The organism is Actinomycetospora sp. 2LY8.5 (assembly GCF_057180585.1).
Genome location: NZ_JBXUHE010000001.1, coordinates 208,919 through 227,883, shown reverse-complemented (window position 1 = coordinate 227,883; position 18,965 = coordinate 208,919). Strand labels below are relative to the sequence as shown.

General features: G+C 72.9%; 16 protein-coding genes. 12 read left to right on the top strand and 4 right to left on the bottom strand.

Annotation, left to right across the window (positions count from 1 at the left end; genetic code table 11):
* Positions 1–225 precede the first annotated feature (225 nt).
* The 10 genes from AC2A1K_RS01070 to AC2A1K_RS01025 are packed head-to-tail and all read left to right on the top strand — an operon-like array spanning position 226 to position 10,891.
* Complete coding sequence (locus AC2A1K_RS01070) at positions 226–1,428, top strand: acyl-CoA dehydrogenase family protein (RefSeq protein ID WP_483894453.1); 1,203 nt, start codon at positions 226–228, stop codon at positions 1,426–1,428.
* Positions 1,425–2,423 (top strand): acyl-CoA dehydrogenase family protein, encoded by a 999-nt coding sequence (locus AC2A1K_RS01065; protein WP_483894452.1) that lies wholly within the window; start codon positions 1,425–1,427, stop codon positions 2,421–2,423. Before AC2A1K_RS01070 ends, AC2A1K_RS01065 begins: the two co-directional genes overlap by 4 nt.
* A gap of 2 nt (positions 2,424–2,425) precedes the next feature.
* Positions 2,426–3,478: an ABC transporter substrate-binding protein gene (locus AC2A1K_RS01060; protein ID WP_483894451.1), complete on the top strand. Its 1,053-nt coding sequence runs from the start codon at positions 2,426–2,428 to the stop codon at positions 3,476–3,478.
* Between the two features lie 38 nt (positions 3,479–3,516).
* Positions 3,517–4,656 (top strand): ABC transporter ATP-binding protein, encoded by a 1,140-nt coding sequence (locus tag AC2A1K_RS01055; RefSeq protein ID WP_483894450.1) that lies wholly within the window; start codon positions 3,517–3,519, stop codon positions 4,654–4,656.
* On the top strand, positions 4,653–6,434 hold the full coding sequence (locus tag AC2A1K_RS01050) for an ABC transporter permease (protein ID WP_483894449.1): 1,782 nt from the start codon (positions 4,653–4,655) through the stop codon (positions 6,432–6,434). Before AC2A1K_RS01055 ends, AC2A1K_RS01050 begins: the two co-directional genes overlap by 4 nt.
* Complete coding sequence (locus tag AC2A1K_RS01045) at positions 6,431–7,657, top strand: CaiB/BaiF CoA transferase family protein (RefSeq protein ID WP_483894448.1); 1,227 nt, start codon at positions 6,431–6,433, stop codon at positions 7,655–7,657. Before AC2A1K_RS01050 ends, AC2A1K_RS01045 begins: the two co-directional genes overlap by 4 nt.
* 26 nt (positions 7,658–7,683) lie before the next feature.
* Positions 7,684–8,475, top strand: coding sequence for a FadR/GntR family transcriptional regulator (locus AC2A1K_RS01040; RefSeq protein WP_483894447.1), 792 nt, complete (start codon positions 7,684–7,686; stop codon positions 8,473–8,475).
* A 20-nt stretch (positions 8,476–8,495) separates the two neighbouring features.
* Entirely contained in the window at positions 8,496–9,677 is a 1,182-nt protein-coding gene (locus AC2A1K_RS01035) for an acyl-CoA dehydrogenase family protein (RefSeq protein WP_483894446.1), read from the top strand.
* A gap of 3 nt (positions 9,678–9,680) precedes the next feature.
* Positions 9,681–10,457: an enoyl-CoA hydratase/isomerase family protein gene (locus tag AC2A1K_RS01030; protein WP_483894445.1), complete on the top strand. Its 777-nt coding sequence runs from the start codon at positions 9,681–9,683 to the stop codon at positions 10,455–10,457.
* A 5-nt stretch (positions 10,458–10,462) separates the two neighbouring features.
* Positions 10,463–10,891: a carboxymuconolactone decarboxylase family protein gene (locus tag AC2A1K_RS01025; protein WP_483894444.1), complete on the top strand. Its 429-nt coding sequence runs from the start codon at positions 10,463–10,465 to the stop codon at positions 10,889–10,891.
* Positions 10,892–11,167: 276 nt separating this feature from the next.
* Here AC2A1K_RS01025 and AC2A1K_RS01020 read toward each other — a convergent pair whose 3' ends face one another.
* Positions 11,168–13,789, bottom strand: a complete 2,622-nt coding sequence (locus tag AC2A1K_RS01020) for a PEP/pyruvate-binding domain-containing protein (protein WP_483894443.1) — start codon at positions 13,787–13,789, stop codon at positions 11,168–11,170.
* A 77-nt stretch (positions 13,790–13,866) separates the two neighbouring features.
* Between AC2A1K_RS01020 and AC2A1K_RS01015 the strand changes: the two genes are divergently transcribed.
* Both AC2A1K_RS01015 and AC2A1K_RS01010 read left to right on the top strand, forming a co-directional pair.
* Positions 13,867–14,067 (top strand): hypothetical protein, encoded by a 201-nt coding sequence (locus tag AC2A1K_RS01015; RefSeq protein ID WP_483894442.1) that lies wholly within the window; start codon positions 13,867–13,869, stop codon positions 14,065–14,067.
* A 31-nt stretch (positions 14,068–14,098) separates the two neighbouring features.
* A complete protein-coding gene (locus AC2A1K_RS01010) occupies positions 14,099–16,963 on the top strand; it encodes an ATP-binding protein (protein ID WP_483894441.1) in 2,865 nt (954 codons plus the stop codon).
* Here AC2A1K_RS01010 and AC2A1K_RS01005 read toward each other — a convergent pair.
* The 3 genes from AC2A1K_RS01005 to AC2A1K_RS00995 form a co-directional block, all read right to left on the bottom strand.
* Positions 16,916–17,410 (bottom strand): hypothetical protein, encoded by a 495-nt coding sequence (locus AC2A1K_RS01005; protein ID WP_483894440.1) that lies wholly within the window; start codon positions 17,408–17,410, stop codon positions 16,916–16,918. The two genes, AC2A1K_RS01010 and AC2A1K_RS01005, sit on opposite strands and share 48 nt — an antisense overlap.
* 258 nt (positions 17,411–17,668) lie before the next feature.
* A complete protein-coding gene (locus tag AC2A1K_RS01000; RefSeq protein WP_483894439.1) occupies positions 17,669–17,914 on the bottom strand; it encodes a hypothetical protein in 246 nt (81 codons plus the stop codon).
* 170 nt (positions 17,915–18,084) lie between these two features.
* Positions 18,085–18,873 (bottom strand): SDR family oxidoreductase, encoded by a 789-nt coding sequence (locus tag AC2A1K_RS00995; protein WP_483894438.1) that lies wholly within the window; start codon positions 18,871–18,873, stop codon positions 18,085–18,087.
* Positions 18,874–18,965 lie beyond the last annotated feature (92 nt).

The window sequence follows — 18,965 nt, the reverse complement described above, 5'->3', positions numbered from 1 at the left end:
ATCCCGTACGGCCTGCAGGGCATGTGCGAGGGCGGCGGTCAGGCGAACGCGACCATCCTCGAACTGCTCTGAGACCTCCGGTCCGCTTCCGCGCGCACGCTCGACGTCGTCACCGGACAAGGGAAGCACAAAAGGTGCTTCTTAAAAAGGGTTGACCTTTTTAGGATGAGGCGTGAGTCTCATCAGCGCCCGACCGATCGGGCCGCTGATCCTGGAGGAGACGCCGTGACTCGCTCACCCCAGCTCGGTGCTCCCGGTGGAGCGGAGATCGCGACCGCGAACGGTCCGGACGACGTCGACGCGTTCGTCCACCTGATCGCGAACGGTCTGGAGGAACCGGGCTGGGCCGAGTATCGCGGCACGGGAGGCACGAGTGCGTCCGCGCGATCGAGGCGGGGGCGGCGGTTGCAGGCTGCGCTGTACGCGGCGGGATGGGCCGGGCGCGGGTGGCCGACATCGGTCGGCGGCCTCGGGGGAGGAGCGCTCCACCGCGCGGCGCTCTACGACGAGCTCGAACGCGCAGGTATCCCGGCGCCCGAACCGAACGTCATCCTCGAGGTCGTCGGACCGGCTCTCTGCCGTGCCGCGCCCGAACTCGCCGCCGAGTACCTCCCGCCCGTGCTGCGCGGCGAGGAGGTCTGGTGCCAGGGCTTCAGTGAGCCCGGCGCAGGCAGCGACCTCGCGGGGCTCACGTGCCGAGCGGTACCGCAGCCGACGGGTGGCTGGGTCGTCACGGGGCAGAAGACCTGGACGACGCTCGGGGTCGACGCCGATCGGATGGTCCTGCTCGCCCGCACCGGAAACAGCGAGAGCCGTCACCGCGGACTCACGATGCTGCTCGTCGACCTCGACACCCCGGGGGTGGACGTCCGGCCGATCAAGTTCTCGAGCGGTCGGGACGAGGTCGCGGAGGTCTTCTTCAGCGAGGTCGTGGTGCCCGCGAACCGCCTCATCGGTGAGCAGGACGCGGGCTGGGCGGTCGCGATGGACCTGTTGCAGTACGAGCGTGGCATGTACGCCTGGATGCGTCAGGCGGCACTGCATCGCCGGTTGCGGGAGCTCGCGGCCGCCACGGTGTCGTGGGGGGTCGACGAGACGACGTCCGCAGAAGTCCTCGGCTCGGCTCGGCTCGCTGTGAGCGAGGTTCGAGCTCGGTCGCGCGGCACCGTGACACGGTTGCACGACGACGAGAGGGTCGGTCCTGAGGCGAGCGCGGACAAGATCCTGCTTGCCGACGCCGAGCGCGCCGTGCACGACGCGGCGCGCCGCCTCTCGCCGCAGTCCTTCGCGTTCGATCCGTCGGCGGCGGAATGGCGTGCCGACTGGTTCTACTCCCGGGCGGCGTCGATCTACGGTGGTGCCGGAGAGGTCCAGCGTGACATCGTGGCCGACCGGGTGCTCGGCCTGCCACGGGCGGTCGCGCGATGAGCCTCGACGCCGCAACCGTCGGTCTGTTGCGCGAGACGTTGCACGAGGCGCTCGCGGGCGACACCACCGGCGATCTGCTCACCGTTCTCGACCGACTCGGGTGGGACGAGGTCCTCGCCGTCGACGAACCGACAGCCACCTCGATGCTCTTCACCGAACAGGGCACCACGCTCACGGCATCGGCGGCGCTCGACTCCGTGCTCCTGCGTGCCGCCGGCTTGCCCCACCCGCGGCGGACCGCGTACTCCGATCGCCCTGGCCCGTGGATCATCGCGGATCGGTCCGATCACTGGGGCGGGGCGATCCTGCTCAGCCGCCCTCGGCCGTCCGAAGCGGTGCTCGCTCCACTCATGCTCCCGACGGGGCCGGCACTGGTCGTGGCGGAAGTCGGAGAGAGCTGGAGCCCGCTCGAGGGGATCGATTCCGACGCCGGGTGGGTACGGGTCCACGGTCCCGTCGACGTCAGCGAGGTGCTGGTCGAGGGAGACCGAGCCGAACGGCTCCTCACGCGAGGGATCAGCGCGGCACGTCGCGCCCTCGCCGTCGAGATCACCGCGGTCTCCCGCCTCGCCATCGACACGGCCATCCGGCACGTCGGCGAGCGCGAGCAGTTCGGTAGGCCCATCGGTGCCTTCCCGGCGGTGCGGCATCGCCTCGCCGAGTCGTACGCCTGCCTCTGCGCGACCGAGGCCCTGATCGCCGAGACCTGGATGTCTGACCTCCCGGACCGGGACACCGTCGCCGCCACGGCCAAGGCGTCGGCCGGTCGCACCCATCGCACCGTCGTCGGCCACGCCATGCAGGTCTGCGGTGCTATGGGCCTGACCTGGGAGTACGTCCTGCACCGATGCGCACGGCACGGCTTCGCCCTGGACGCGCTGCTCGGTAGCACCGACGAGCTCGTCACGGCCGGCGGTCGCGATCTGCTGGCAGGTCACGAACCACCCCGCGCGCCCCTGCGCCGGGATCGACACGGAGGGAGCGGGGATCGATGAGGATGTCCCGGCGCGGAGTCGGACGCACGGCGGCGATCGCCGTCGCGGCCTTGCTCTGCCTCACGGCGTGCAGCGGGCGGGAGGACGCCCCGGCGGCGGCGCCGGCCGACCCCGCCACGGACGGTCTCTATGCGGCGGCCCAGGGGGAACCACCGCTGACCCTCTACAGCTCGCAGAACCCTGAGCTGGTTCAGGCCACCGTCGACGCCTTCACCGCGACGTATCCGGAGGCGGAGGTCGAACCCGTTCGTCTCGCGTCGGGCGCGCTGGCGACTCGGTACGCGGCCGAGCGGTCCGCGGGCGTGTGTACCGCGGGCGCGCTGATCGTGGCCGACGCGGACCTCCTGGCCGAGGGCACGGGCCGCGGCTGGTTCACGCGCCTCGACCCGGCACAGCTCCCCGAGCTCGCCCGCTGGCCCGCCCAGCACATCGCCCAGGGCACCGCAGCGCGGATCAGCATCATCCCGGCCGCCATCGCCACCAACACGAACGTGCTCTCCGGAACGCCCGCGCCCGCGGACCCGCAGGCCTTGCTCGACCCTGCTCTGCGGGACCGGATCGTGCTCACCGATCCCCGGAGCACCCCCGGCTGGATGGCCCTCATGAACCTCCTCCGCCAGCAGTACGGCGACGGCTACCTCAGCGCCCTCGCGGCGCAACGTCCGCGGATCGCAGACAGCTCGGTGCCTGCGACACAACAGGCCGCCGCTGGCGAGCGCGCGGTCGCCTTCCCGACGATCAGCTCGGTCGTCGACCCGCTGGTGGAGCAGGGCGCCCCGCTCACGACCCAGGTGGTCACCCAGGGACCGACGACGGGCGTCGAGCAGTTCGTCGCCGTCTCCGAGTGCGGCGAGAGCCGACGCACCGCCGCGCTGTTCGCGAACTTCCTGCTGACCCAGGCTGGACAGACCGCGGTCAACGGCCGCGTGGCGGCTTCCCCTCGGCCCGATGTGACCGGCACCGTTCCCCTGCCGGCGGGTTATCGCGACCCGGCCCAGGAAGCACCGGACCCGGCCACCGAACGACGCATCCTCGACCTGCTGGGGCTCTCGTGACCGGCCGGCTCGCCCCGGCACCGGCCGCATCGGCCCGAGTGGTCGCCGACCGTCACGCCGGGGACGGGGCGGGCGTCGTCGTGCGGGGTCTGCGCAAGACGTTCACCAGGAGAGGCGGCGGCGCCGTGCCTGCCGTCGACGGGCTGGATCTCGAGGTGCGTCGGGGCGAGTTCCTCGTGCTGCTCGGGCCGAGTGGCTGCGGGAAGACCACCCTGCTGAGGTGCATCGCGGGACTCGAGACCCCGTCGGCTGGCGAGATCACCATCGCAGGCCGCACCGTCTATGCGGCGGGCGACGCCGGACGAACGGTGGATATGCCGCCGGAAGCACGTCCGATCAGCATGATGTTCCAGTCCTACGCCCTCTGGCCGCACATGACCGGGCGCGGCAACGTCGGCTATCCGCTGGAGAACCGGCGTCGGTCGAAGGCCGAGGTCCGCGACGTCGTCGACGAGGTCATGGCGCTCGTCGGGGTCGGCGAGCTCACCGAGCAGTACCCGGGGCAGATGAGCGGCGGACAGCAGCAGCGCGTCGCCCTCGCGAGAGCTCTCGCCGCGGGCGAAGGCGTGGTGCTGTTCGACGAGCCGCTCTCCAACGTGGACGCGAAGGTCCGGGACGCGCTGCGCTTCGAGCTGCTGGCCATGCAGCGACGACTCGGCTTCACCGCCGTGTACGTGACTCACGACCAGCACGAGGCGATGAGCCTCGCCACCCGCATCGCTGTGCTGCGCGAGGGCCGCATCGAGCAGCTCGGCACGCCGGAAGAGATCTACGCTCGGCCGAGCACCGCCTATGTCGCGCGATTCGTCGGCGCCTCCGACGAGCTGGCGGGGCACGCGATCGACGAGACGAGGGTGCGTACCGCGCTGGGCGACCTCGACGCGACCGTGCCCGCGGGGCTCGTCGGTGCCGACGTCCTCGTCTCGATCCGTCCTGAGCGCTGGCACTTCGGCCCGGCCGGCGACTCCGCGTCGAGCCGCAACGCTTTCGCCGCGGAGGTCGAGCTCGCTCTGTACGTGGGTCCGCGTCACGAGTACGTCGTCCGCGTCGGCGACGAGCGGCTGACCGTCTGGGACTCGGCCCCCGGTCGCCACGACGTCGGGGCCCGTCTCAGCATCACGGTGGACGCCGCCGACGTCCGCGTCCTGGCCCGCGAGGACAGGCAGGGATCGCCATGAGCGTGGTGCTGACGCGGCCCGATCCCGGGGACGGATCTGCGCGGCCGACCTCCGACACGTCGACGCGGGCTGTCCGGTCCGGCCGGGACCGGCTGCTCGCCCTCGGATCGGGTCTGCTCGTGACGACCGTCGTCCTGCTGGTCGTCTACCCCCCGGCCGCGATGCTGCTCGGTTTGTGGACCGACGAGGACGCCGCCGGTTGGGGAGCGGTCGCCGAGGCGCTGGCCCTCCCCGGTCTGGGCGGCATCCTGGCGACCACGGCGATCGCGCTGAGCGTGAGCACCGCTCTCGCCGTGATCGTCGGGTCGACGTTCGCGTGGCTCGACGAGCGCACCGACGCCCGGATGGGATGGGTCAGCGGCGTGATGCCGATCGTGCCGCTGCTCGTGCCCCCGATCGCGGGCGCCATCGGGTGGGCCCTGCTGGCTTCGCCCAACGCGGGGTTTCTCAACGGCGCGATCCGGGCGGTGCTCGGGGCGGTGGGCCTCGAACTCGAGACCGGCCCGGTGGACGTGTTCAGCTGGCCCGGGCTGGTGTTCGTCTACACGCTGTATCTCGTTCCGCACGTCTACCTCACCGTGGCGGCGGCCCTGCGCAACGTCGACCCGGCCCTCGAGGAGGCGGCCCGCACGGCCGGGGCGCGCCCGATGCGGGTGCTGTGGACGGTCACGCTTCCCGCCGTCCGTCCCGCCATCATCGGTGGAGCACTGCTCGCGGCGGTCTTCGGGCTCGCGCTCTACTCGGTACCGGTGATCCTGGGGACGCAGGCTCGTCTCGAGGTCCTCGCCGTCACCGTCGTCCGTCTCCTGACCGCCGAGTTCCCGCCGCGCACCGAGGTCGCGGTCGTCCTCGGCCTCGTCCTGTTCGTCGTCGTCCTGGTGCTCTATCTGCTCCAGATCGCCGTTCTGCGACGTGCGCGGTTCGCCACGATCTCCGGGCGGGCCGCGGGGGGCGTCCGCCTGCCGCTCGGCCGGTGGCGCGGCCCGTGGCGAGCGGTGATGATCGGCTACCTGCTCCTGGCCGGCGTGTTGCCGTTCCTGGGCCTCCTGATCGTCTCACTGCAGAGCTTCTGGTCGGCGGCGATCGACGTGACGACCTTCGACCTCGACGCCTACCTCGATGTGCTCGTCGAGCGTCGCCTGACGCAGAGCGCGCTGGTCAACAGCCTGTTGCTCGGCGTCGCCGGTGCGACCATCGGCCTTCTCGCCGCCGCGGTCGTCGCCCACACGGCCCGTGACCGCCTCCGCGGGTGGTCACGCTCGCTGGTCGGCGGGATCACGAAGCTCCCCGGGACGATGTCGCACATCGTGGTGGGCCTCGCGTTCGTCGCCGCCTTGGCCGGGCCACCGTTCGAGCTGTCGGGGACCGTGCTGATCCTCTTCCTCGCCTACCTCGTGCTCTACCTGCCCCAGGCATCGGTGTCGGCGGAGTCCGCGCTGGCCCAGGTCGGCGACCCGCTCGTCGAGGCGTCCCGGGTCCTCGGCGCCTCGGCAAGCCGCACCTTGCGCCGGATCGTGCTCCCGCTGATGACGCCAGGGCTCGCGGCGGGGTGGGCGCTCGTCTTCGTGCTCGTCTCCGGTGACATCACCGCCTCGGTGATGCTCGCCGGTACCGACAACCCGGTGGTCGGCTCCGTGACCCTCGACCTCTGGACGAACGGCACCTACCCGCAGCTGGCCGCTCTGGCGGTCGTCGTCACGGTCGTGTCGAGCGCCGTGGTCCTCACATCGATGCGGCTCTCCCGGAGGGCCGTCCAGCACTTCGGAGCGCGTAGATGATCACACCCCTCGACGGCGTCCGCGTGGTCGACCTGACCCGCGTGCTCGCCGGACCGCTCTGTACCCAGGTCCTGGGCGACCTGGGTGCCGACGTGATCAAAGTGGAGGAACCCGGGCAGGGCGACGAGGTGCGAACGTTCGCGCCGTTCTACCCCGGCGAGCAGAGCCACTACTTCCTCTCCCTCAACCGGAACAAGCGCAGCATCGCGATCGATCTGAAGTCCGACGCCGGACGCCGGATCGTCCTCGATCTCGTGGCGAGTGCCGACGTTGTGATCGAGAATTTCCGCCCCGGCGTGCTCGATCGCCTGGGGCTCGGTTTCGACGCACTCAGGATGGCGAAGCCCGATGTGATCCTGTGCTCGATCAGCGGATTCGGCACGTCGGGGCCACTGCGCGACGCACCGGCGTTCGATCTGGTCGCGCAGGCCCGCAGCGGTGTCATGAGCGTGACCGGCGAGCCGGGCGATCCCCCCTCGAAGACGAGCCTGCCGCTCGGGGATCTCGGTGGCGGACTCTGGGCGGTCATCGCGGTCCAGGCGGCGCTCCGTCGTCGCGACACCGCGACGGCGTCTCCCGCCGAGCCCCAGCACGTGGAGGTCGGCCTGCTCGACGGTCTCGTCGCTCTCCAGGGCTACCTCAACCAGCTCGCTCTGCTGACGGGTCAGGCTCCACCGCAGATCGGCAGCGACCACCACCACGTCGTGCCTTACGGCCGTTTCGAGGCGAAGGACGGTCACCTCGTCCTGGCTGTTCTCGTCGAGGGCTTCTGGGCTCGACTCTGCACGGCCATCGGGCGCGACGAGCTCGTCGACGACCCGCGCTTCGCGACGAACGCGCGGCGCCGTGAGCATCGCGCCGAGCTCACGGCGATCCTCACCCGGGTCCTGAGGGAGCGGACGCGAGCGGAGTGGGAGCAGATCCTGACCGAAGCGGGTGTGCCGCACGGGCCCGTGCTCGACATCGCCGAGGCCCTCGACCACGAGCAGATCGCGGGTGGCGACCTCCTCGGGCACTACGACCATCCCGCGGCGGGACGGGTGACCGTCGTCGGATCCCCGCTGCGCTTCGACGGGACCCGCCCGACCGCGGTCATGCGAGCCGCGCCCGTGCTCGGCGAGCACACCCGTGAGGTCCTGACCGACGTCCTCGGCCGCGACGCGACGGAGGTCGACGCCCTTCTGGCCCAGGGCGCGGTGGCCTCGGACGGGCGTGCCCGGTGACCGGCCGGCGGGGGACGATCGCGTCCATGTCTCCCGACGCGCACATCACCGCGGACGACGCGACGAACGACGAGGGAGGCGAGCGGCGAGCGACCGGTATCGGACGAGTTCGCGTGCGTCGCGGTTCGGACATCCTCGCCGACGAGCTCCGCGACCGGATCCTGACGGGGACGATCCCACCAGGCTCGCTCCTTCCCGCCGAACGTGAGCTCGCCGACGACTCCGGGCTGTCACGGGCGTCCGTCCGTGACGCCCTCGGCGTCCTGGCGGTCGAAGGCCTCGTCCACGCCAAACTCGGCCGCGGCGGCGGTTACGTCGTCCAGGAGCCACCCCGCGAGGCGGTGGTGCGCTTCATGGACGTCTTCATCCGGGGCCGCCGTCTCCATCCGACATCCCTGCTCGAGGTCCGCGACCTGATGGAGCCACACTGTGCGGTCCTGGCGGCCGATCGACGGACCGACGAGCAGATCGACGACCTGCGAGCCCTCACCACCGAGATGAGCGGGATGGTCGACGACGTCCCCGCCTTCCTCGATCGCAACGTCGCATGGCACGTGGCGATCGCCGAGGCCAGCGGCAACGAGATCCTCGCCGCGATGATGAGCGCTATCGCGCCGAACATCCGTGCCGCCATCGGCGTCGAGGCCTACAGCTCCGCCGAATCGCTGCGCGCAGCCCACCGTCTCCACGAACGCATCGTCCGCGCGATCACCGACCGTGACCCCGACGAGGCGGGCCGGCTCATGCAACGCCACATTCACGCGGCCACTTCGGCCCTCCACCGCACGGAACCACCGGACGCCGGGTGGTCCCCTTGAGCCGCACGAGGAGCGCACCGGTGCACACCGACGAGGACAAGGACCTCTACACCCTCCCCGAAGACCTCCGCATGCTGCGCGACACCGTGCGCGACTTCGTCGACCGCGAGGTCCTCCCAGCGGAGTACGGCCTCGACCCCGACTCCTACGCGCTGCCCCCGGAGCGTCTCGCTCCGCTGCAGGAACGCGCCCGGCGAGCCGGGCTCTGGTGCCTCGGGTCTCCCGAGGCGCATGGCGGCGCCGGGATGTCCCTCCTCGCCCAGTGCGTCGTCGCCGAGGAGGCCTCCCGGTGCCGCATGGGGCTGGAGAACCCCGCCGCCGGAGCGTTCGGCCACGACCCGCCCTCGGTCGTTTTCGCAGGGACCGACGACCAGATCCGTCGATTCGCCCGTCCTGCGATCGAACACGGCCAGAACACCTTCGTGGCACTCAGCGAGCCCGGTGGCGGCTCCGACCCGGCGCGCAGCATCACCACGACCGCGGTGCGCGATGGCGACGACTGGATCGTCAACGGCACCAAGATGTGGATCTCGGGTCCCGACACCGCCGACTGGGGCATCGTGTTCGCGCGGACCGACCCCTCCCGTGGTCGCGACGGGATCAGCTGCTTCCTGGTCGACACTCGACGCCCGGGGCTTCGGACCAGCCCGATCCCCGTCATCCGCTCGTGGGCGCCCTGCGAGCTGACCTTCACCGACTACCGTGTTCCGGCTGCGGACCTCCTGGGCGAGGAAGGCAAGGGATTCGCGCTGGCTCAGCGCTGGCTGGGACATGGGCGCGTCCGGTACGCCGCCATCGTGCTGGGTGTCGCGCGGGAGGCCATCGCCCTGGCCACCCGCTACGCCAAGCAACGGGAGACCTTCGGCAGCCCGCTCGCGGAGAAGCAGGCTGTGCTCTGGCCGCTCGCCGATTCCGAGATCGAGCTACGCGCCGCACGGCTGCTCGTGCACCAGGCTGCCGCCATGGGCGATCGCGGAGAGCCCTTCACCGTCGAGGCGTCCACCGCGAAGGTCTACGCCACAGAGGCTGCCGGCCGGATCGTCGATCGCTGTATCCAGATCTTCGGAGCCATGGGCGTCGCCCGAGAGCTCCCCCTCGAGCGGTGGTATCGCGAGCTACGGGTCAAGCGCATCGGCGAGGGTCCAAGCGAGGTCCATCGGATGATCGTGGCCCGCCACCTTCTTCGCGCCACGAAGGGCTGACCGGTGAGCATCGATACGGCCCTCGACGACGAGGGAATCCTGCTGCTCACCCTGAACCGACCGGAGCGGCTGAACGCTCTCGACCACACGGCCTACGAGGCACTCTCGGCAGCATGGTCCCGCGTCCGCGACGACGACGCCGTGCGCGGCGTCGTCGTCACCGGTGCCGGCGATCGTGCGTTCTGCGCCGGCGCGGACATCAAGAGCTACCTGACCGCACCGGACGACCTCTCAGCGTTGTCGAACAGCCAGTCCGGGCAGCTGCTCAACAGTGGACTCGAAGTCTGGAAACCCGTGGTCGCCGCGGTGAACGGGCACTGCCTGGGCGGCGGGATGACGCTGCTCCTGGCCACGGACGTGCGGGTCGCCGCCGAGCACGCGACCTTCGCGGTCACCGAGGTCAAGCGTGGCCTCGTCCCGGGCAACGGTGGGACCCAGCGGATGCTGCACCAGCTGCCCTACCCGGTCGCCATGCAGATGCTGCTCTCCGGAGACGCGATTGACGCACCGACCGCGCTGCGGCACGGCCTCCTCAACGAGGTCGTGCCAGCCGGTGACCTTCTCGACCGGGCCTACGACCACCTGCGCCGCATCCTCGCCAACGCCCCGCTCGCGGTCGCCGCCGCCAAGGAGCTCGCCGTCCGGTCCCAGCACATGGATCTGCCCACCGGACTGCGGATGGAGAAGGTGATGAACAGGCTCCTGCAGTTCTCGAACGACGCCACTGAGGGCCCTGCCGCGTTCGCCGAAGGCCGCCTCCCGAGCTTCGAGGGGCGGTGAGCCCGGTGCCTGATCACCCGCCCGCCGACGGCCGAGACGTCGGCGCCGCGCTCCGCGCCCGCGCTCAAGGCCGCCGTAGCGACGACCTTCAAGAGAGCCTGCGGTCCCTCGACCCCGGCGTGGCGCAGTGGGCCGACACTTTCGTGTTCGGCGAGGTCTGGGCTCGACCCGGTCTCGCGTTCGACCAGCGGATGCTCGTCGCCATCACCGCACTGGCCGTCGGCGGGCACCACGGGCAGCTCCGGAACTATCTCTTCGGCGCGGTGCAGGACGGCATCCCCGCACGCGCCGTGCAGGAGGCTCTGTCGATGCTCGTCGTCTATTCCGGCTTCCCTACGGCGCTGCAGGCCCTCGACGTGTGGCGCGGGGTCCGCGACGCCTGTGCCCGAGCCGGGATCGGGATCGAGACTTCCGACGAGGACGGTGAGTCGTGAGCCCGTCAGTGGACGACCGGCCACAACGGCCGGAGCTCCTCACCGATGACGGTCACGGTCCGAGACGCGCTGCGCGATGCCGGCGTCTGGTCCGAGGTCGGAGCGCTGTACTGCGGGCACGTGTACGCAGGAACCGGCGCCGGACATCGCGTTGCCGAGCGTCGTGGGCGCACCGGGCTCACTGTGATCAACGTCGAGAACGCGTGCTCCTCAGGCGGTCGAACAGCGCCCGGCCGTCGTCGGTGGCCTCGTCGTCCACGTCCTTGCCACAGCCGGTCACCGAACGACTCTGGGCGACGCGAGCTGATCCGGGCGGCCCGTCCCCGGAGGTCGTGGGGCGTCGGTCAGGCGCGTGACGGTCCCCGCGAGGCCGTCGACGCGGACGCGGTCGCCGGTGGCGAGGGTTGAGGTGGCTCGGCCGCAGCCGACCACGGCGGGGATCCCGAGCTCGCGGGCGACGATGGCGGCGTGGGAGAGCGCGGCGCCCACGTCGGTGACCACGGCGGCGGCGCGGGGGAACAGCGGTGTCCAGCCGATGTTCGTCACCGTGGTCACGAGGATCTCTCCCGGTCGGAGGACGGCCCCCTCCTCGACGGACGTGAGCAGGCGGACGGAGCCTTCGACCACCCCGGCGGCGCCGGGGGACCCGGTGATGACGCGGTCGTCCGCGCTGTCGGCGGTGCTGGGCCGGTGCGCCGCGTGACCGTCGTACCGGTCGGTGCGCCGGTTCGGGTCGTCGGCCCACCGAACCGGGTCGAACGCGCCGCGGATCAGCACCGGGTAGGGCCCGAGCGCCCGGTAGTGCTCGAGGGTCCGGCGGCGCACGCCGACGTGGTCGAGCGCGGTGGGGTCGCCGGCGAGCACGGCGAGGATCTCGGCGGCGGTCAGGAAGAACAGGTCATCGCCATGACCGGTGAGCTCGCCGGCGCGCAGCACGAACGCCCGGAGCACGCCGAACGCGCGGACGACCTCCGAGCGTGCCTGTTCGCGTGCCCGGGACGCGCCCGCGGCCCGGCCGAGCGCTCGGCGGACACCGCGGACCCGGCGGGGGTGCCGCGCGGTCAACCGACGCCAGGCGGCGTCGCGGGTCTCGGTCTGGCGCTGCAGGAGCTCCTGGGGGTCGCGGTCGGCGGGCAGGGGCGCGGCGAGCAGGGCGTCCAACCACCCCGGGTCCTCCGCTGGGCGGGGAACGGAGATCTCGAACTCGTCCGGACAGCGGTGCCCCCAGGTGCGCGCGTAGGTGTCGCGGTCCATCTCGCCGCGTCGGACGGCGGCGAGGCCGAGCAGGGGACCGAGGCTGGCCAGCCCGTCGCCGTCCGCGTGGAGCCCGCTCATCAACGCGGTGACGTCGGCGTCGTGACCCGGCCCGAGCAGTCGCTCGAGCCGAGGCCGAATGCGGACCAGGCCGGCGCCGTCGGCGCGGGCTCCGGCGGCGAGCATCCGGCTGGTGTCCCGCAGCAGCGGGTCGACCTCGGGCTCCCAGAGGGCTCGTAACGCGGCGGGGGTGTCGGCGGCGGCGACACCGGTACGTAGCGCGTCGGCCCGCCGCCGCGCCTCGTCGAGCCGCGCGGGGAGATTCCGCTGGTACCGCACGACCCGGCGCAGGAACGGCAGCGCCGACCGGAGCGCCTCCCGGACGACCGACATCCGCGTCAGCGGCAGGGGCGGGACGTCGAGGTCGTCGGGCAGCCGGCCGAACGCCTGCTCGATGCCGGAGCGGGCCAGGCGCCCCATCCCGAGCGCGGAGGCCACGCCGGTGGCGATGCTGAGGTTCAGGTAGAAGCGTCCGCCGATGTTCCCGCAGAGCCGGTAGCCCCCGATCCCGGGCAGCGGCATCGCCTCGGAGATGAAGGTGCGTACCAGTGACCACGTCACCGGGGTCATCACGCTCGGGATCGCCTCTCCGAGGTTGGCGCAGGTCCAGAGGAAGTCGCCGGCGAGGCTGTCGTTCCAGGTCTCCGTGTCGGGCTCGCGCAGGTGGGTGATCGGGCGGGCCTGCAGGACGTGGCACGCCCCGTCGTGCACGGCCCATTCGACGTCGGTCGGGGCGCCCTGGAGGCGCTCGATCGTCTCGCCGAGGGCGGCGAGCTCGAGGACCTGGGCGTCGGTGAGCGCGGGCGTGTCGCGCTGTGCGGCGGGCACCTGGTCCTGGTGGGTGCCTCCCGCCGTGCGGACGGTCATGACCGTCTTGTCCGCGATCTCGCGACGGACGATCCGCCGGTAGGAGCGGGCGACCACGAACGTGTCGGGGCTGACCTGGCCGCCGACGACGGCCTCGCCGAGGCCCCACGCGGCGTTCACCAGTATCTCGTCGCGGGCCCCGGTGGTGGGGTTGGCGGTGAACAGGACGCCGGCGGCGTCGGCGGGCACGAGCCGCTGGACGACGACGGCGAGCGCGACGTCGTCGCGCCCGATGCCGACGCGTCTCCGGTAGTCGATCGCGCGTGCGTTCCACAGTGACGCCCAGCAGTGCCGAACGGCCTCGATGACCGCGTCGGCGCCGACGCGGTTCAGGAAACTCTCCTGTTGGCCGGCGAACGACGAGTCGGGCAGGTCCTCGGCGGTCGCGGACGACCGGACGGCCACCGCCACGTGCGGGCCGAGGTCGGCGTAGGCGGTGCGCACGGCGGCGTCGAGGCCCTCCGGGACCGCCGCGCCGAGGATCAGCGGCTGGATCGTCCGAGCCGCCTGCTCCGGGTCGCCGTCGGCGAGCGCCGCGGCGATCGGGCCGGCGAGGCCGTTCGCGGAGACCAGAGCGCGGTAGGCCGCGGTGGTGACGTGGAAGCCGGGCGGTACCGGCAGCCGGGCCGCGGCCAGCCGCGAGAGCGAGGCGCCTTTGCCCCCCACCGTGGCAAGGTCCGCGGCCGGGTCGTCGAACGTCATCACCAGGCGGGTCATGGTGCCTCCGTGCGTCGGATCGGTAACGACCGAACCCTGAGCCCCACCGGTCGGCGAAGACATCCGCGAGGTGGCCGATGTCCGTCACCGGCGTCGGGTGGTTGCGTGGCCGCATGGAAGTGTCGATCGTCTTCGATCAGGTCTCGCCGCCGGCCGGGACGGTGCTCCCGTGCTCGGGCGACGACCTCGACCGGGGATCTGCGGTGCCGGTGCCGTTCGCGGGCTGGCTCGGCCTGCTCGCCGCGCTCGAGGAATTGATCATCCCCGAGGAGCGATGAGCTGGTCGTGAGCCATCGGTACCGTACGACCATGTCGGGAGGCGGGAGGTTGGGGCCGCGGTTGCGGGGCCGCGACGACGAGCTCCGGATCCTGCGGGCCGCGCTCGATCGGGTCGTGGGCGGGGCCATGGCGACGGTGGTCGTCGAGGGCGAGGCGGGGATCGGGAAGAGCGCCCTGCTCGCCGCGGTGCTCGGAGAGGCCCGTGACCGCGGGGTCAGGGTCTGGTCCGGGCAGGCCCAGGAGCTGGAGGGCGCCCGGCCGTTCGGGCCCTGGAGCGCGGCCCTGCAGTGCGCGCCGACCTCCGACGACCCGGCTCGATCCCGTATCGCCGCGCTCCTGGCTCCGCCGGCGCGGCCCGGTCCGGGGCTCACCGTGACCAGCGACCCCGGCCTGCGGTTCCAGGTGGTCGACGCCGTGGTCGATCTTGTCGAGGACCTCGCGCACGAGCGACCGGTCGCGATCGGCCTGGACGATCTGCAGTGGGCCGACCCGTCGAGCCTGCTGACCCTCACCTCCCTCGTCCGCCGCCTCGCGCACACGCCGGTGCTGGTGGTGGTCGCGGCGCGGCCGCCGCCCCCGGACGGGGATCTGGCACGGGTGATCGCGACCGTCGAGCGGGCCGGCGGCCGGGTCGTGCACCTCGGGCCGCTCGCCGACCAACCGGTGGCGGCCCTGGTCGCCGATGTTCTGGGGGCCGAGCCCGGCCCGGGGCTGCTGGACAGGGTGCGCGGCGCGGGTGGGAACCCGCTCTACATCACGGAGCTGCTCTCCGCGGTCCGCCGTGAAGGTGGCCTGTGCACGGCCGAGGGCAGCGCGGAGCTGGCGGACGGCGCCCGGCCTCCGAGCCTCGCGCTCACGATCGTGGGGCACCTCAGCTTCCTGTCCGAGCAGGCCCTGGACGTCCTGCGCCCGGCCTCTGTGCTGGGTTCGGGCTTCGCGGTGTCCCAGCTGGCGACCGTGACGGGCCGGGCTGTCGGCGACCTGGCTACGGGGTTGGCGGAGGCCGTCACCGCGGGCGTGCTCGCCGAGGACGGCGACCGGTTGCGGTTCCGTCACGACCTCATCCGCGACGCGGTCTACGACGACCTGCCGCGCAGCGTGCGGCAGGCGTGGCACCAGGAGGCCGGCCGGCGGTTGGCCGCGGCCGGCGCCTCCGCGCTGACGGTGGCCGAGCACCTGCTGCGCGGGCCTGCAGTCGATGGCGCGGCACTGGGGTGGGTGCGCGAGGCCGCTCGCGACATCGCGCCCGGGTCGCCCGCCACGGCCGCGGCCTTGCTCGGTCGGGGCGTCTCGGCACTGGAGCCCGGCGACCCCCGCCGGACCGACCTGCAGGCCGAGCAGGCGGGCGACCTCCTGTGGGCCGGCCGCATCCGGGACGCCGAGACCCTCTTCCGGCAGCTGCTGGAGCGCGGCATCCCGCGCGAGATCGACGGCGCGCTGCGTCGAGGGCTGGCCCGGGCCCTGCTCGTCGAGGGGCGAGTGGCCGAGGGGTTGGAGGAGTTCGCGCGGATCGAGGGTGCGCTGCCGGCCTCATCCGACGACGCCGAGGTACGCGCCTGGCTGAGCATGGCCCGCGCCACCGTGGGTGATCTCGACGGCGCCTCGGCGACCGCCACGACGGTCCTGTCATCCCTGACGGCCGCCGAGGACGACTTCGCCGCCGCCATGGCGCTGGGGGCGCTCGCTCTCACCGCGGAGATGCGCGGCGCGCTGCACGACGCGCTGGACCTGATCGACCGTGCGGTGCTGCGTGCCGCCGGCGCCGACGCGACCCACCGCTATCCGGCACAGGTGACCCGAGCCCACATCCTCATCGAGCTCGACCGCGTCGAGGAGGCGCGCGTCGCGCTGAGCGGTCAGATCGGGGACGGCCCCACGGCCGCGGGCCCGGAGTCCCGCGATGCCGGCGGCCATCCGGATTGGCACGCAGCACGGATCATCGCGGGTTTCGGACAGTTCGTGATCGGCGACTGGGACGAGGCCGCGACCACCCTCGAGACGGCGTTGGCCTTGATCGAGGACACCGGGCAGGCCAGCAGCGCGATCTTCGGTCGGAGCGTGCTGACCCTCCTGGCCCTGCACCGCGGCGACCGGGACGCCGCGACCCGACTGTCCGACCGCGCGGCCGAACAGGTACGGGCGGACGGACCGTGCTTCCGCAGCGAGTGGGCCGCATGGGCTCGCGCCCGGGTCCTCGAGGTCGCCGGTAGGCCGGAGCAGGCCCTCGCCGTGCTCGCGGACAGCTGGGACCGCTGCGCCCGGCAGGGTTCCCGCGTCGAGTTCCCCGTGCTCGGCCCCGACGTGCTGCGCCTCGCCCTGGCCGCGGGCGACCGCGACCGCGCCGGCGACGTGGCCGACGCGCTCGACGACCTCGCCGCGACCCACTCCGTCCCGTCCTTCACCGCGGCCGCCTTGCGGTGTCGCGGCCGCCTCGACGACGACCCGGAGCCGCTGCTCGCCGCGGTGGAGGCCGCCGCGGCCGCGGGTCGTCCGCTGGCGCTCGCGCTGACCGCCGAAGACGCAGCCGAGGTGCTCACGCACCGCGGGGCCGACGCCGAGGCGCGGACCCAGCTCGGGCGTGCGGTGACCGTGCTCGAGCAGCTCGACGCCGCCCACGACGTCGCCCGGGTGGAGGCCCGGCTCCGGGCGCTCGGGGTTCACCGGGGCCGGCGCGGATCCCGGGCGCGCCCGCGCACCGGGTGGGCGAGCCTGACCCCGACCGAGCAGCGGGTCGTCGATCTCGTGGCCGACGGCCTGTCCAACCCGCAGGTGGGGGAGCGGCTGTACCTGTCGCGGCGCACCGTGCAGACCCACCTCACGCACGTCTTCGCCAAGCTCGATATCACCTCACGGGCCCAGCTCGCCGCCGAGGCCGCCCGGCGAGCGCGCACCTGAACGCGGGTCCTGCCGCCGCAGCCGGCGGAGCCGAGCCAACAGCCCGAGGGCCGCCACCAGCGACACCAGCCCGAGGGCGTAGGAGTCGGCCGACCGGCCGCCGAGCGGCAGGTCGATGAGGTGGTTCACCGTATGCAGGGTGTTGGTGACCGTGAAACCGGCCAGCACCACGGCGATCACGTCCCGCCACCACAGGCTGCTCAGCAGGGTCAGCCCGATGCCGATCTGGAAGGCGCCCGCGTCGTGCAGGAAGTGCCGGTGCGGCGCCCAGTTCGTGGCCGCGGCGAACGATGGCGGGTCGACCCACGCCCACACCCCGGGTCCCAGCATGGCCAGGCTCGCCACGACGGTGGCCACGACGACCAGAAGGTGCCCGGCACCGTCCGGCGGTGCGGGCCGGTCCGCGAGCTTCGTGGGCGGTGACGTGCGCCCGGTGCTGCGCGCCATGGTGTGCCTCCGGACCTCGGGACCGGCGTCGGCCGGTCTCGCTCTCGAGCGGTCGGAGCGGCGTCGTGTCGCTCCCCGACCCACCGTCGGGCGAGGCGGCCGGCCGAGACATCGGCGAGCTGGCCGATGTTCGGGTCGCGGGGCCTCGGGAGCTCGGGGCGCCCCAGGAGGGCTTCCCGGCAACGGAAGGACACCGGTGATCGACATGGGCGACACCGTTCAGCGCGCCGTCGCGGCGCAGCTCTCGGAAGCGGAGCGTCACTCGGACGTGGAGGTGATCCGCGCGATCGTGGCCGACATCGAGCGGGGGTTGAACACCACGATCCGGTACCTCGAGATCGACGATGCGGGCGCCCTCCCGCGGAGGGTCGTGTCGGGTTCGTCGAGGACCTCGACCCCGGCCTGCAGGCCACCCGACGGCAGGCCCAACGGGGCGCTCGACGTCGTCGGTGCGGTGATCTGCGCGCCGGACCCGGCATCCGTCCGCGCCCGCCACACGAGCAACCTCGGTGATCCCCGCGGCGCGGGCGTGGTCGTCGTCGGCCCCTCCGAGCTGGGCCGGCTGCTCCCGGGCGAGCGCGTACCGTTCTCACCGACAGCGCCGAGTGACGCACCCCGACCGCCGAGCCGGAGCCGCGCCGGCGCCGGTACGGCCGTGGCGTGCGGCGGTCCGTTCACCGACGGTGCGGCTCCTCCCTGCGGGCGGCGTAGCGCTCGGCGAGGAAGTCCTCCCACGTGCGGGTGCCTCGCTGCGCCTCGTCGCCGGCCAGGTTCTCCCCGGCGCGGTAGACGCGCGCGGCCGAGCCCGGCATGCGGATCGGGATCGTCGGCCGGCGCCGGTCCCGGACCCGGAGGTAGGCCCGGCTGAGGTCCTCGAAGGTGCGGACCTCCGGCCCCGCGAGGTCCGGCACGAACCCGGCCGGCTCACCGAGTGTCAGCTCCACGAGCCGCGGCGCCACATCCCGGACGTCGACGGGCTCGGCCCGCACCCCGCTCATGACCGGGACCGCCGGCGACCGGGCCAGGGTCCCCACCACGGCGAGGACCAGATCGTGGAACTGGGCGGCCCGCAGCGTCGTCCACGGCACTCCCGAGTCGCTCACGGCCTGCTCAGCGGCGAGCTTCGTGCGGAAGTAGTTCAGCGGGACACGGTCGGCCGCGACCACGGAGATGAACACCAGGTGCTCCACCCCGGCGTTCGCCGCCGCTCGCGTCAGGTGCCGGGCCGCAACCTCGTCGCCCTTGGGCCCACCGGCCAGATGCAGGACGGTGCGGGCCCCGTCGACGGCGGCGGCGACTCCGTCGTCGGTGCGCAGGTCGCCGGTGACGTACCGGACGCCGTCGCGGGGTTCGTGCGGCTTCCGGCTGAGCACTCGCAGCGAGGCGCCCGTCTCGCGCAGCAGTGGGACGACGTGGCGCCCGAGAGTGCCGGTGCCACCGGTGATCAGGATGGTCGAGGTCATCGCTTCTCCGAGTCGGGTCGTGCCGGCGACGGTTCGCCGACACGACCACCCTCGACTCACCGCGCCGCGGGGACATCCGCCGACCCGCGCAC

Coding starts and splice junctions, on each gene's coding strand:
- AC2A1K_RS01065 (WP_483894452.1), top strand. CDS start 1,425: ATGAGCCTCGACGCCGCAACCGTCGGTCTGTTGCGCGAGACGTTGCAC.
- AC2A1K_RS01060 (WP_483894451.1), top strand. CDS start 2,426: ATGTCCCGGCGCGGAGTCGGACGCACGGCGGCGATCGCCGTCGCGGCC.
- AC2A1K_RS01050 (WP_483894449.1), top strand. CDS start 4,653: ATGAGCGTGGTGCTGACGCGGCCCGATCCCGGGGACGGATCTGCGCGG.
- AC2A1K_RS01045 (WP_483894448.1), top strand. CDS start 6,431: ATGATCACACCCCTCGACGGCGTCCGCGTGGTCGACCTGACCCGCGTG.
- AC2A1K_RS01040 (WP_483894447.1), top strand. CDS start 7,684: ATGTCTCCCGACGCGCACATCACCGCGGACGACGCGACGAACGACGAG.
- AC2A1K_RS01020 (WP_483894443.1), bottom strand. CDS start 13,789: ATGACCCGCCTGGTGATGACGTTCGACGACCCGGCCGCGGACCTTGCC.
- AC2A1K_RS01015 (WP_483894442.1), top strand. CDS start 13,867: ATGTCCGTCACCGGCGTCGGGTGGTTGCGTGGCCGCATGGAAGTGTCG.
- AC2A1K_RS01010 (WP_483894441.1), top strand. CDS start 14,099: ATGTCGGGAGGCGGGAGGTTGGGGCCGCGGTTGCGGGGCCGCGACGAC.
- AC2A1K_RS01005 (WP_483894440.1), bottom strand. CDS start 17,410: ATGGCGCGCAGCACCGGGCGCACGTCACCGCCCACGAAGCTCGCGGAC.
- AC2A1K_RS00995 (WP_483894438.1), bottom strand. CDS start 18,873: ATGACCTCGACCATCCTGATCACCGGTGGCACCGGCACTCTCGGGCGC.